The 12,895-nt window shown below is 51.7% G+C and carries 12 protein-coding genes; all 12 read right to left on the reverse strand.

The genetic code is table 11. The features are described 5' to 3' along the window. Positions 1 to 243 precede the first annotated feature (243 nt). Positions 244 to 1,155: a hypothetical protein gene (locus OH773_RS00755; RefSeq protein ID WP_270142139.1), complete on the reverse strand. Its 912-nt coding sequence runs from the start codon at positions 1,153 to 1,155 to the stop codon at positions 244 to 246. A 65-nt stretch (positions 1,156 to 1,220) separates the two neighbouring features. After that, entirely contained in the window at positions 1,221 to 1,991 is a 771-nt protein-coding gene (locus OH773_RS00760; protein ID WP_270142145.1) for a hypothetical protein, read from the reverse strand. Beyond that, positions 1,988 to 4,402: a type VI secretion system tip protein TssI/VgrG gene (tssI, locus tag OH773_RS00765; RefSeq protein ID WP_270142147.1), complete on the reverse strand. Its 2,415-nt coding sequence runs from the start codon at positions 4,400 to 4,402 to the stop codon at positions 1,988 to 1,990. Before tssI ends, OH773_RS00760 begins: the two co-directional genes overlap by 4 nt. Before the next feature lie 343 nt (positions 4,403 to 4,745). After that, positions 4,746 to 5,219 carry a hydrogenase maturation peptidase HycI gene (hycI, locus tag OH773_RS00770; protein ID WP_270142149.1) on the reverse strand — a complete coding sequence of 158 codons (474 nt, stop codon included), beginning with the start codon at positions 5,217 to 5,219 and terminating at the stop codon, positions 4,746 to 4,748. Next, positions 5,212 to 5,622: a formate hydrogenlyase maturation HycH family protein gene (locus tag OH773_RS00775; RefSeq protein ID WP_270142151.1), complete on the reverse strand. Its 411-nt coding sequence runs from the start codon at positions 5,620 to 5,622 to the stop codon at positions 5,212 to 5,214. Before OH773_RS00775 ends, hycI begins: the two co-directional genes overlap by 8 nt. Further along, positions 5,622 to 6,386: an NADH-quinone oxidoreductase subunit B family protein gene (locus OH773_RS00780; protein WP_270142153.1), complete on the reverse strand. Its 765-nt coding sequence runs from the start codon at positions 6,384 to 6,386 to the stop codon at positions 5,622 to 5,624. The genes OH773_RS00775 and OH773_RS00780 overlap by 1 nt, the downstream gene beginning before the upstream one ends. After that, entirely contained in the window at positions 6,386 to 6,928 is a 543-nt protein-coding gene (locus OH773_RS00785; RefSeq protein WP_034460466.1) for a formate hydrogenlyase complex iron-sulfur subunit, read from the reverse strand. The genes OH773_RS00780 and OH773_RS00785 overlap by 1 nt, the downstream gene beginning before the upstream one ends. A gap of 142 nt (positions 6,929 to 7,070) precedes the next feature. Next, complete coding sequence (locus OH773_RS00790) at positions 7,071 to 8,780, reverse strand: hydrogenase large subunit (RefSeq protein WP_183272186.1); 1,710 nt, start codon at positions 8,778 to 8,780, stop codon at positions 7,071 to 7,073. 17 nt (positions 8,781 to 8,797) lie between these two features. Further along, entirely contained in the window at positions 8,798 to 9,724 is a 927-nt protein-coding gene (locus OH773_RS00795; protein ID WP_270142158.1) for a respiratory chain complex I subunit 1 family protein, read from the reverse strand. Between the two features lie 10 nt (positions 9,725 to 9,734). Further along, complete coding sequence (gene hycC, locus OH773_RS00800; protein WP_270142160.1) at positions 9,735 to 11,543, reverse strand: formate hydrogenlyase subunit 3; 1,809 nt, start codon at positions 11,541 to 11,543, stop codon at positions 9,735 to 9,737. Beyond that, positions 11,540 to 12,145: a 4Fe-4S dicluster domain-containing protein gene (locus OH773_RS00805; protein WP_270142163.1), complete on the reverse strand. Its 606-nt coding sequence runs from the start codon at positions 12,143 to 12,145 to the stop codon at positions 11,540 to 11,542. Before OH773_RS00805 ends, hycC begins: the two co-directional genes overlap by 4 nt. Before the next feature lie 89 nt (positions 12,146 to 12,234). Continuing rightward, positions 12,235 to 12,690 (reverse strand): formate hydrogenlyase regulator HycA, encoded by a 456-nt coding sequence (hycA, locus tag OH773_RS00810; RefSeq protein WP_270142165.1) that lies wholly within the window; start codon positions 12,688 to 12,690, stop codon positions 12,235 to 12,237. Positions 12,691 to 12,895: the final 205 nt, after the last annotated feature.

Here is a 12,895-nt window from a genome sequence, read left to right on the forward strand (position 1 = left end):
CATACATAAAGTGTGCCAACTTTGAAACTAGCGTGAATCAAGGCGTTACGCATTGATCCGGGGTAGGGTGACAGTGACATCGACACATTTGACGATGTCATTTGGGCAAATGACAGAGGGGTTTGGAAAGTGTCGTTTGATTTTCGAGTTCGGTGACCACCTTTGACTTAGAGGAAATACGAACAAGTTAGTTGTTGCACAGGATATGACGTATTTACCCTGTAATTTTGGTACTCAGGAGGATTAGCTCTTACCATTATACGGCGGCCTCGTGAAAAGAGAGCGGACTTTACTGCCATCAATTTCTATTGTTACGGGTTCGGATCTAATGGATAATTCGTTATCCTTATTCCTGCCATTTATTCCTACACGATCCAGTAGTTTTCTGACTCCAGTATAGGTATTAAAGTTAGACTCACATATTCGCCCTTCTTTGTATACATAGAACACTTTACGCGTTACCGGGCAAACTTGAGCTATGGTCATATTTAATATAGGAAAAAGAGATTGCCATATTGAACGCTCTGTAAACCAATTTTCTTTAACCATCACATAATTTGAAGTCACTATTTCATAACGTCTTTTATCTGTGAGAAAATCAAAGCTGTCATTAAGCACAGTGGTAAACGAATTAACTTTATCGGGTTTGATTTCCGTCCAATCTCTCTGATCTTCAGAAATTCCGCCGCAGCAGGTATTACCAAAAAAATGCAACATAATATTATCAGTATTGATTATAACACTTGGCCATGATAAATCTGATGTCGTTGATCCATCCTCATGAGTATGAGTATATGGGAAGGATAAATTTTTAATAAAAAAAGACTCTTTACCATGATTAAAAATATTAACAGTCGCTAACACGTCACCATCAATCTGTTTTACTGAAAGATCCAGAGATATATTCTGCTTGTTTTTTATACTCCGATTTTCAATGTCTGACGTGGGTGAGTATGCACCGATAAACACCCATGGGTATATTCTATCATCTATTAAATAAATTGTCCCTGGCATGTATTTAGAATTATCTAGTGATTCTCGCCGACCGTAATTATACTTTAATACAGTCAGGCTGCTAGACATTGATGGAAAAGAAATAATCATAGAAAAAATGAATATATTAATCAGTATAAAATGGAACCGTTTGTTAAGCATAAATCAATCCCTTAAATGATGCCATGTGACATGTAGAGCCATATTCCCGAAAAAGCAGTAAATACTTAAACTTCTATTTCAAAATACTTTTCAATATTGTATGCGTTATCAAAAACATTAGGATCGCCTCTGGAAACCATTTTCGCTGCTCCGTCCTGGTGGTCTAAAATGGTCCAATCATCTACATTCCGAGGCGGTTTATTTCCATCCACATCATAGTCACTCGTCCCCATCCCCCCTAATGAAGGATCACTCCATTTTTTAACAAAATGGCTCATTTCATGGCAAAGGGTTGCTACTCGGGAATCAACACCCATCACCGTTGCACACGCTCTAAAGCCATTACCGCCTTTACGTCCGATAAAATTTATTCCTATATTAATTTTGTAATCACTTTCTTGCTCCCCATTTACATTTGCAGTAAAGGTTTCTGGCATACCGGATTTCCGAGGATCCTTACCATTAATCTGAGCATCAGGATGGTCGCGATCATAGATATAATTGATGAAATCATCCAACGTAATTAATTCTCTTAAATCGATAAAGCGTCTTATTCCATCCAGCATGATTTCTCTGGCAGTCATTTTAACTTTATGATGATCGCCTTTTAACGACAATTCGACTTCAATTTTACGCTTACCCTCAGAGCCAAATATTTTTAAAAACTCGGCTTGTGTTGTCTCCCCCCAGTTAATCGTAAGATCCTTCTCTCTTTGCTCCAGAACTTTGCCCATAGCCTCCCACGCTTCTTTGACCATCGCCTGGACGTCATTTATTTTACATTGTTTAACAACTTTCAATTTCTTTGTTGGTTTACCGTCAGTGGTGTCACTCATTTTTCATCTCCCCAAAAAGTATCAAAATCGCGACTGAACAGTTTTATCTTGACCTCGTCATCATCGTCTCGCTCAAACACTTCCGTATTTCCTTCTTCATCGGTTACTCCGTCCTTTTCCGTATTATCTGAAAAGTAAGCGGTATATTGCATATTGCCGTAAGGGATTCCGTTGGTGTCATAAAAATTAAACATGATTTTGTATGGACCATCATCTTCCCCACTGGAATCATCGTCGCCATCTGAATCGCCTCCATTACCACTGGAATTATTATTCCCTCCGGAATTGCCACTATTTTGCGAATTATTTGACCCATCCGATTTATCATCCTTGCCTGTCAGCGCTTTCAATACACTCGGCATTAACGTCTGCACCGGCGTCCCCGCACTCCCCCCGCCGTTGAGGTTGATCATCGGCCCCATGATGTCGACGCCACCGGCATGTATCGTCACAAACGAAGCGCCCACTTTCAGGCTGATCTGGCTGCTGCTTTCCAGCACGATAGCGCCGTTAACTTTAATGCCCAGCGCACCGCTAACTTTCTGAGCCTGGTCGCCTTTTACCTCAAGGCTGCATTTCCCTTGCACCAGACTGACGTGATTTCCGGTCGTTTTGTGGTGCTGGTCCCCGTCCACCGTCACTTTCCGGTCATTCGCCACGTACAGCCCGTCGTTGCGGCTGATGCAGACGGTGCGATCGTTTTTCACTTTCAGGGTCTGGTCGTTGCCGACGTTCACCTTCCGGTCATGAGTGACGGTAATTTTCTGGTCATGGCCGCCCGCATTCTCTTTTCCCACTGTGACTGTTTGCCCCAGTCCCACGGTGATTTTCTGGTTATTGCCGATGGTTTCACTGTGGTCATGTTTCACATCCGTGGTGCGGTCATTGAGCACTTCCGTATCCATGTTTTTCTGCGCATGGATATAGACCTGCTCCTTGCCGGTCGCATCATCAAACTTCAGTTCGTTAAACCCGCTGCCCTTGTAGGTTTTCGACCGTATCGTCATCTGGGTTTTGGTACCCGGCAGGTCGCCCGGCGAGCGGTTGTCTTCGTGATACGCCCGCCCCATCACAATCGGCTGGTCGGGGTCACCATGCAGAAAATCAACAATCACTTCCTGGCCGACGCGCGGGATGGCGAGATTGCCGAATCCCGTGCCTGCCCACGCCTGGGAAACGCGTATCCAGCAGGAGCTGTCTTCGGTGGTGCCGTGATAGCGGTCCCAGATGAATTTGACGCGAATACGCCCGTACTCATCGCAGAAAATTTCTTCGCCTGGCGGGCCGGTGACGACAGCACTTTGCGGGCCATCCACTTTCGGCTTCGGCAGGGGCGTGGAACGCCAGGTCCGGTCAGCGGGTATCACCTCAAACTGGTTGTTCAGCGTGGTGCCGATTTTCTGGCTGCCATGCAGCGCCTGAGGCTGATTTCCTGTCAGCAGACTGCGCACCACCTGCCACTGGCGATTCATGTTTTCCTGTGGGTGTCTTGTCAGCGTAAAGCACACGCCGGGCCACAATTTTGGTGTATTGGCCGAGCCGCTGGCTTTTTCAGCATCGTTACGCAGGCCTTCCATGTGGTAACGGGTAAAATCTTTGCCGTGCTGCTCATCTTTATAACGCCCCGGATAATTAAAGATTTTATATTGCGAGCGCTGACCGTTGAGATTTTCAGCATCGTGGTCATAGAGACCCGGCCAGTCGGGTATTTTAAAGGTGTAGTCCCGGCTCAATACCGATGAGGGGCTGATGCAGGCTTCATAACGAAATACGCTGACGCATTCATCGGTGACTTCGCGGGTGTTCGGGTTAAAAGGGAAGGAGGATTCAGCCCGGGCCAGACCCGCCTTATCATCACACAACGTTAATGTCTGGCTCGCACCGTCCGGGGAATGTTTATCAAAGAAGAAAACGCCTTCCTCAGCCCACAGACGTGACAAAAACGCCAGGTCGCTTTCGCCGTACTGGACGCAGAACTCGCGATCGGCATGGTCTTCATAAAAGTAAGGCTGCCAGTCTGTGATGCCATTTTCTTGCAGCAGGAGCCCTGAAATCGCCTGAATATCCTGCTGCTGGAAAATGCGGAAATTTTGCCGCAAACCTGCGCGCCACAGGGGAGGCTGTATCTGAAAACGATAATGCATCTGCCAGCCGGTGTTTTCTTTCATGCCGAAAGTGGTGACCACGCCCGTGACATAACGTTGTGGCGTGGCCCCCTGCCAGATGGTCAGCGTGGCGTTTTTCTCCAGCAGATCCTCCGCCGTCAGCCGGAAAGTATTATTGCTGGCGACATTGACATCGAGGGTAAACGGAAAGGAGAGATGCTGGTTCAGGCTAAAGTTCACTACTGCGAAGGTATCAGGCTCCAGGCCGTCCACCTCAAGGGTGAAACGCAGTCCATTGAGTGACATAAAACGATCCTTGTTACAGAGAATACAGATGAAATAAAAACATCACGAAATGCGAGGGAAAGAAGTAAGCGGTTTCGGGGTTGGGTTCAGTGATGAAGGTCAATATTGCAGATGAATGGTAGGAATAAGTTCGAAATAAGTGTCTATTTATCAATTAATTAATAGTAATTATGTATGCCAAAGGTATTCGGATTCACAGAATAAATACGGCCTGCATCATTGTGGGAAAAGCCAAATGGGGGGATGACAAAATAAAAACCCCGACCATAAAAAATAATGGCCGGGGACCTGGGTATAACAAAATTTATCCACCAGTAATAAGCACTGCAGCACTCACCAAAATTTACTCGAACTCAGGCGCTTCCAGATCGGCAAAGCCGCCTTTACCTTCCCAGCCTGCCAGACGCTGATACACCGTCTCCACCGCCGCTTTTATCGCGTCGGTCATTGGGTAGTAAAAGCCGACGATATCGGGCTGAATACCGAGGAAAATCACCTCGCCAACATCTTCTTTCAACTGATCAATCAGATAGTTGAGTGGCATGTTGTGGGTGGTCATCATAAACATTTCGGCGATATCGTCCGGGTCGATAATGCGGATTTCACCAGGGGCGAGGCCCATGTCTGTCGCATCGACCAGCAGCAATCTTTCCGGGCGCAATTCGCGGATCGCCACCACATCGTTTTCCGGTGCGGTGCCGCCGTCGATAACCACCCAGTCACCTTGTGGTGCTGCCAGGCATTTTTCTGCCAGCAACGGGCCTGCGCCGTCGTCGCCCATCATGCTGTTGCCGACACACAGCAAAACATTAGTCATAACGTCTCCGTACCATCAAATAAATGGCGGGTTCTTGTTGAATGGCTTGCAGCATGTCGAGCAATTCCTGGCTCCAGATTTGCTGCTGCTCAGTTTGCGTTGGTTTTGCGGCATCAAAGGCTTTCGCTAACAAAACCACATGGCTTTGGTCGATAACAATTTCGCCATAACGCGGCACACCTTCCATTTTGCGCCGCGCTTCGCTGCCCTCTTCAAGCGTGGCAATCCACGCTTTGTAAGGCTCAAATGAGCAAACCAGATTCTCTTTCAGGCAGTCGATAACGCCGAGATGGTGGCCGATTGCGAGGCTGTAATAAACCACCTGTTGCGTATCACTCGGGGTGTTGTCGTTTTCGTCGACAAACTTACGGCTAAGCTGGCAAAAGACCACCGACTCGCTCATTACACGCGCTCCTGCTTCACCAGTTCTTCCAGATGAGTGACGATTTCAGTCAGACGCGGATCGTTCTCGTGTGCCAGCCACTGTTGAACACTGCCGCCACCGGCGGTGAGATTTTCCATGTAGCTGTCAGCAATCTGGCGACCATAGCGATAACCCGCCAGGCGGCGTGCTGCACGGTCGATGCGTACACGCAACGACTGCACCATATCCGGGTGCAGAATTTGCGCCGGTTGAGCGTCCATTTCACTCGCTTCACGGGCGTGGATTTTCTGCTCCAGCAAGCCCAGTGCCATGGCAAAACCGTACAGTGTTGCCGCAGGTGTCGGTGGGCAACCCGGAATATATACGTCGACCGGAACGATTTTGTCGGTGCCGCCCCAGACGCAATACAGGTCGTGGAAGATGCCGCCGCTGTTACCGCATGCTCCGTAAGAGATGCAGATTTTTGGGTCCGGCGCGGATTCCCAGGCGCGCAGCGCAGGGGAACGCATTGCGCGGGTCACCGCGCCGGTAAACAGCAAAATATCCGCATGACGAGGTGATGGAACGACCTTGATACCAAAGCGTTCTGCATCGAAAAGCGGCGAAAGGGTGGCGAAAATTTCGATTTCGCAGCCGTTACAGCCGCCACAGTCAACGCGGTAAACGTAGGCAGAGCGTTTAATTTTTTTCAGCAGCGACGCTTTCATGCTGGCAATGGATTCATCCACGGTCATTGGCACTGGCATGCCTTTGTCGTCGCGCGGGCCGAGTAACATACTCATTAGCTGGCCTCTCTTATCTGGCGGCTAAGGTCGATTTGGTCGGAAGAGACCAGGCTTTGCTGGCGTTTGCATTCCGGGCAAGTTTCAAACGAGGCGCGGTGCGCTTCGGCAAGTTTGTCGCCGTTGTGCTCAAGCAGCGCAATGGCGTAATCAATCTCTTTTTGCACTGCAAAAGGCTTGCTGCACTGGCGGCAATTGCACAGGTCAAAACGCGCCTGTTGCAGGAAGTCGGCTTTGTTCCACACCGCCAGTTCGTACTCCTGTGAAAGCTTGATGGCTGCGGTTGGGCAGACTTCTTCACAGCGCGCACAGAAAATGCAGCGCCCAAGATTGAAGGTCCAGGCCAGTTGCCCGGCAACCAGATCGGTTTCTACCGTTAATGCGTTAGACGGGCAGGCGTTTACGCACGCCGCACAACCGATGCATTGCTGCGGGTTGTGTTCCGGTTTGCCACGGAAATTAGGGTCCACGGCAATCGGCTGTAGCGGGTATGACTCGGTGGCCACGCCGCCTTTTATGGCTTTCTTGATGAAGTTAAACATGATGACTCCAGTGTTTTGCCCTGGTTTTTAACATTGCCCTCACCCCGACCCTCTCCCCCAGGAGAGGGAGAATACCGATTGATCCCCTCTCCCTCAGGGAGAGGGTTAGGGTGAGGGTTGTACTAAACCAAGGCATCTCAACTTATTTCAGCGGCGAATTGGTGCGTTCGATGCTGTAGCGCTCCAGCTCTTTGTACGGCACCACTTTGGTTTTGCGCTTACGCACATCAACCACCGTCATACGGTCGGTACACGAGTAGCAAGGATCCAGGCTGCCGATAATGAGTGGTGCATCGGAAACGGTGTTGCCACGCAGCATGTAACGCAGCGTCGGCCAGTTGGCGTACGTGGCTGCACGGCAGCGCCAGCGGTACAGCTTCTGGTTGTCGCCGGTCATCGACCAGTGAATATCATCGCCACGAGGCGCTTCAGAGAAGCCGAGCGCGAAACGGTTTGGAATGTAGGTGAAGCCATCAACCGCAAGCGGGCCGCCAGGCAAGTTATCCAGGCCGAAATCAATCATGTTCAACGCGGTATACACTTCGTTGATGCGCACTTTCAGGCGCGACAGCACGTCACAGCCGGTTTCGCTGTGAACTTCCATCGGCAGCAGGCCGTAACCGACAAACGGGTGATCGGCGCGGGTGTCGCGAGCGTGGCCGCTGGCGCGGACCATTGGGCCGACGTTACTGAAATCGCGGGCGATTTGCGGGTCAAGGCGGCCAATGCCAACGGTACGCTGTTCGATATTCGGCGTACTCATCAAAATATCGACCAAATCTTTCACTTCACGACGCATCTGCTGTGCCAGCTGGCGCGTCTGGATCATGTCGTCTTTGAGCAGGTCGCGACGAATCCCGCCGATCAGGTTCAGACCGTAAGTTTTACGCGCGCCGGTGAGGATTTCCGCCATCTTCATGGACATCTCACGTACGCGGAAGAACTGCATAAAGCCGGAGTCGAAGCCGACGAAGTGGCAAGCCAGACCGAGGTTCAGCAAGTGGCTGTGCAGACGTTCCACTTCCAGCAAAATCGCACGGATCATCTGGGCGCGTTCTGGCACCACGATACCCATCGCGTTCTCAACAGATGTGGTGTACGCGGTGCTGTGGGCGAAGCCACAAATGCCGCAGACGCGGTCAGACAAGAAAGTGACTTCGTTGTAACCCATGCGGGTTTCAGCCAGTTTTTCCATGCCACGGTGGACGTAGAACAAGCGGTAATCGGCGTCGATAATGTTTTCGCCGTCAACAAACAGGCGGAAGTGGCCAGGTTCGTCAGACGTGACGTGCAATGGGCCAATCGGCACCACGTTATTCTTCTTGCTGCCCAGCTCATTGATGAACTGATACGTTTCCTGGTCGCTGGTTGGCGCAGGGCGCTGGCGGTAATCCATGCTGTCTTTACGCAGCGGATACAGGTCATCTGGCCAATCATCTGGCAGCACTAAACGGCGTTCATCCGGCAGGCCAACAGGTTGCAGGCCGTACATATCACGCACTTCGCGCTCACCCCAGACTGCGGCTGGCACTCGTGGTGTGACGGACGGGAATTCGGGTTTATCGGCATCCACTTCGACGCGCACGGTGATCCAGCATTTCACGCCGGTTTCCATAGAAAGCACGTAGTAAACCGCATAGCTGCCGCAAAGTTGGCGCTCATCGTTACCGAACAAGACGGATAACCAGCCGCCTTGCTGGTAGTAAAGCCACTCCACCACTTCTGGCAGCATGTTGAGCTTCACGTTGACGGTGATTTGGTCTTTGGTCTGCCAGGCTTCGTCGATGACTGCATGAGGAAATTGCTTATGCAGTGCGGCGAGATAATGTTGGCCAATCTTTTCTTCAGACATAAATAAATTCTCTTAAATCACGCCGCCAGCAAGGAGACGAAGGCTAAAAAGGCAAAGCCAAAACCGGCCCAGGTAATGCGCGAGGTTTCCAGCATCCGCAGGCGCGCCATGCTGTTCTCAAACAGCGCGATAATCAGCACGCCAGCGACCAGTTTGACTGCCGCCAGAATCAGCGCGATGACAAGGCCGCCCCAGCTAAATTCGCTCATCTGGCCCCACGGCAGGAACACGCCGACGAACATTTGCAGCACAACCAATTGCTTGAGGGAAATCCCCCATTTCAGTACCGCAAAACCCGCGCCGCTGTATTCGGTCAACGGGCCTTCCTGCAATTCTTGCTCGGCTTCTGCGAGGTCGAACGGCAGTTTGCCCATTTCGATAAACGTGGCGAACGCGCAGGCAGCGAGCGCCAGAATCAGCGTTAAGCTCTGTGCAGTCGGCCAGTGGTAGATAGTGGAGGCGATATTGCTAATGTGCGTGCTGCCCGCCACTTGTGCGGCTACCCACAGGCCCAGAATCAGGATCGGCTCAACCAACACGCCGAGCATGGCTTCACGGCTGGCACCGATGCCGGTAAACGGGCTTCCGGTATCCAGGCCTGCAATCGCGAAGAAGAAGCGGGCGATGGCGAACAGGTAAATCAGCGTTATCAAATCACCCAGCGATGGCAGCGGTGAATAGAGCGTCACCACCGGCAGCGCGGTGGCAATGGTCAGCATCACGCCAACCATCACAAACGGCATCAGGCGGAATACCCAACCGGAAGCGGCTGGTGCCACACTCTGGCGGCTCAATAATTTGAACAGGTCGCGATATTCCTGCATCACGCCAGGCCCACGGCGGTTGTGCATACGGGCGCGAGTGACGCGGGTAATACCGGACAATAACGGCGCAACGGCAAACAGCACCAACGCCTGAATCAACGAAAAGAAAATGGTATTCATTTCAGGCTCCTTAAGCGCAGACCGCAACCAGCAACACGGCCAGTTCGATCATCGCCAGGCGACGGAACGTACCGGCAAGACATTCACACTGCCAGCCAGGCACCCACTTCACCGGGTTGAGAGTTTTGCGCAGTTTTAGCAGTGGCGCGAAGGCCGCTTTCACTGGTTGAGCAAAACCACCTGCGGTAATCACCATCGCTTGTTCGTGGTCGTAGCCACACACCCAGGCCGTGCCGCGCGTGCGATTTGGCAGACGGTCGCCACGGAAAATCACCATCAAAATGAATGGCAGCAGTGGGGAAGCAATCAGCAGCAGAGTAATCATCGGTTGGGAAACCGTGGTGTTGGCAGTTTGTAGCGGCAGCGGGATCGCGTTTTGCAGTAGCGGAATCAGCCACGGTGCCGCGACACCCGCAATCACACAACAGGCGGCAAGTGCTGCTACAGACAGGTTCATCAGGAACGGTGCGGAAGTCGCGTTTTCAGCTTCGGCCGTACGAGGTGCGCCGAGGAAGGTGACGCCATACACTTTCGCCATACACATCACCGCCAGCGCACCGGTAATCGCCAGACCTACAGCCAGCAATGGGCCTAAGAAACGAGCGATAAACAGCGGCAGGGTGCCGAGATGGAAGAACGACTGGTAAATCACCCATTCGCCCGCAAAGCCGTTCAGCGGTGGCAGGGCAGCCATCGCCATCAGACCGACCAACATGGCGATAGAAATCAGCGGCATGCGCTTGCCAATTCCACCCAGCTTTTCGATGTCGCGATGACCGGTACGGAACCACACCGCGCCCGCACCCAGGAACAGCGTGGTTTTGAATACGCTATGGTTGAACAGGTGATACAAGCCACCAATCATGCCCAGTGCAATCAGCGTGGATTCGTTCAGCGCAAGACCCATCAGGCCGCAGCCCAAGCCGAGCAGAATAATGCCGATATTTTCAAGGGAGTGGTAAGCCAGCAGGCGGTTGATGTTGTGTTCCATCAGCGCGTACAGGCCGCCGATAAACGCCGTAATCATCCCCAGAACCACTACCAGAATGCCCCACCATAAAGGCATGGAGTTGCTAATAAGCGAGAAACTCATGATGCCGAACAGGCCGATTTTCAGCACTACGGCGGAGAACAGCGCCGCTGCCGGAGCAGAAGCGTTGGCATGTGCCTGTGGCACCCAACCATGGAGCGGAATAATGCCCGCCAGCAAACCAAAGCCAACCAGACCGAGCAACCAAACCACGGAGCTAACCGGTGCGCCATTGGTTAACAGATGCAACTCGGTGTAACTCAGCGAGCCGTACTGTTTCCACAGCATCCAGCACGCCACGGCCAGCAGCACGGTGCCAAGACGACCCAGAGCAAACCACAATTGGCCTGATTTCTGGCAACCCGTCAGGAAGTAGCCGCACAGCGCGACGATCTCGGCGAACACGACCAGCATGCCGAGGTTATCGGCAACCAGCGCAGCTACCGCCGCTGCCATCACCAGATTGACCAGCAAACCGTTGGCTTTTACCGCCTGATGACGGTGCCAGTCGATATTAAACAGCGAGATAAACAGACCAGGCAGACCGAGAGTGACCAGCCACACGCCGTTAAACGCATTGAGCTGGATATTCTGGTGCCAGATTTGCGCCAGGCCGCCAAAGCCCGTTAACGCATCGAAGCCTGCAATCAGGACCAGGACAGAGCTGATGGCGCCGCCAAGCCCGGCAATAAAACCACTCACTGGTTTATTAAAAGCTGTGATTCCTGCAAGCGCTGCGCTTAGTACAAACCCCATTAGCGCCCAATGAATCAGGATAAATGCACTCATTTTTTTACCTCAGGCTGGGTAAACAAGGTGAGATCGCCAAGCGATGTGCTCAGGGTCAGTTCACGTTTGCGTTTGCTGGATTTGGCGATGTCGTTGTTATCAACCACACGCAGTGCTTTGGTTGGACAGGTGCGGACACACGCCGGGCCAGCCTCATCAAAGCTGCACAGATCGCACTTCACGGCGATAGCGCGAACGCCTGGCACCCAGTCGAGCAGCGAACTGATACGTGCAGGAGCCGGAGGTGCCGCTGGCGCTTTCGGGCTATTGGCATTCGCAGGGATATGAATTGGGCGGCTACCGGAGAATTCAATCGAGCCAAATGGGCAGGCAATGCCGCACAGTTTGCAGCTCACACAGAGGCTTTCGTTTAGCTGTACTGCCCCGTCGATACGGGTGATAGCGTTTACCGGACATACGCTCGCACACGGCGCATCTTCACAGTGATGGCACATTTGCGGCGCGGAATCATTCGCGTCACGCATCACTTTCAGGCGTGGCATGGATTGCAGGCCGTGCAGACGGTGCGTTTCGGAGCAAGCCGCCTCACAGGTATGGCAACCCATGCAGAGTTTGGAGTCGGCGATTATAAAGCGATTCACCAGTTCTTCCTTAAAAGACACATCATCATTTTTGACGAAACTGTGCCGATGGTTGTCGTTTCGACACTTTTCGACACTCCGCAGAGCCATCAGGCCTGAGCGCTTTGCTTCAGTAGCCCCATCGACACAGGGGTGTCGCTGTGAACTGCGCTGTACAGGTTTTCGTAGACCGGACGAATTTTTTCGAGGTAATGCTCGAGAACATTCTCGCGGTTACGGTTGCTGATGCTGTTGTCTATGCGGCCTTCATCATCAAGGATTGCTTTTGCAATCAACACTCTATCGTCGCCATTACGCTTCTCAACGTAGTACTCGATAGTGTGGCTGTTGAAGCCTTCAGCCAGGCTGACGTGAATGACGAAGTGGTCAAATAAGAAGAAGCGCAGTGAATCGTCAGGATTGCACCCGACTGCGTGATGCAGCTTGGCTTTAGAAAGGGTGATCCCCTGAATCAAGCTATTGCAGTATTGCTGCCACTGCGTGAGCAAGCGTTGGTGCTTGTCAGCAATGTATTCGGCTTTTTCGCTCAGTTCCCAAATGTTCATTATTAATTCACTCTGTTTTTGCTGTTGCAGCTACAGAGCACGTTTCGTGCCAATATTGTATTTATTTGAAATTATTGGTTTTTGTATTGTTCGCTCACAAATAGCCACAGTAATGACATGTCATTTCGTCATGTTTGACGGGGAGTGACATTTAGGGCTGGACGCCCTCACCCTAACCCTCTCCCCCAAGAGAGGGGACCTTTTC

The organism is Buttiauxella sp. WJP83 (genome assembly GCF_027594725.1).
In the GTDB taxonomy this organism is placed as follows: domain Bacteria; phylum Pseudomonadota; class Gammaproteobacteria; order Enterobacterales; family Enterobacteriaceae; genus Buttiauxella; species Buttiauxella selenatireducens.

Coding starts and splice junctions, on each gene's coding strand:
- OH773_RS00760 (WP_270142145.1), bottom strand. CDS start 1,991: ATGAGTGACACCACTGACGGTAAACCAACAAAGAAATTGAAAGTTGTT.
- OH773_RS00780 (WP_270142153.1), bottom strand. CDS start 6,386: ATGAGTATGTTACTCGGCCCGCGCGACGACAAAGGCATGCCAGTGCCA.
- OH773_RS00795 (WP_270142158.1), bottom strand. CDS start 9,724: ATGAATACCATTTTCTTTTCGTTGATTCAGGCGTTGGTGCTGTTTGCC.
- hycI (WP_270142149.1), bottom strand. CDS start 5,219: ATGACTAATGTTTTGCTGTGTGTCGGCAACAGCATGATGGGCGACGAC.
- OH773_RS00755 (WP_270142139.1), bottom strand. CDS start 1,155: ATGCTTAACAAACGGTTCCATTTTATACTGATTAATATATTCATTTTT.
- tssI (WP_270142147.1), bottom strand. CDS start 4,402: ATGTCACTCAATGGACTGCGTTTCACCCTTGAGGTGGACGGCCTGGAG.
- OH773_RS00775 (WP_270142151.1), bottom strand. CDS start 5,622: ATGAGCGAGTCGGTGGTCTTTTGCCAGCTTAGCCGTAAGTTTGTCGAC.
- OH773_RS00785 (WP_034460466.1), bottom strand. CDS start 6,928: ATGTTTAACTTCATCAAGAAAGCCATAAAAGGCGGCGTGGCCACCGAG.
- OH773_RS00790 (WP_183272186.1), bottom strand. CDS start 8,780: ATGTCTGAAGAAAAGATTGGCCAACATTATCTCGCCGCACTGCATAAG.
- hycA (WP_270142165.1), bottom strand. CDS start 12,690: ATGAACATTTGGGAACTGAGCGAAAAAGCCGAATACATTGCTGACAAG.
- hycC (WP_270142160.1), bottom strand. CDS start 11,543: ATGAGTGCATTTATCCTGATTCATTGGGCGCTAATGGGGTTTGTACTA.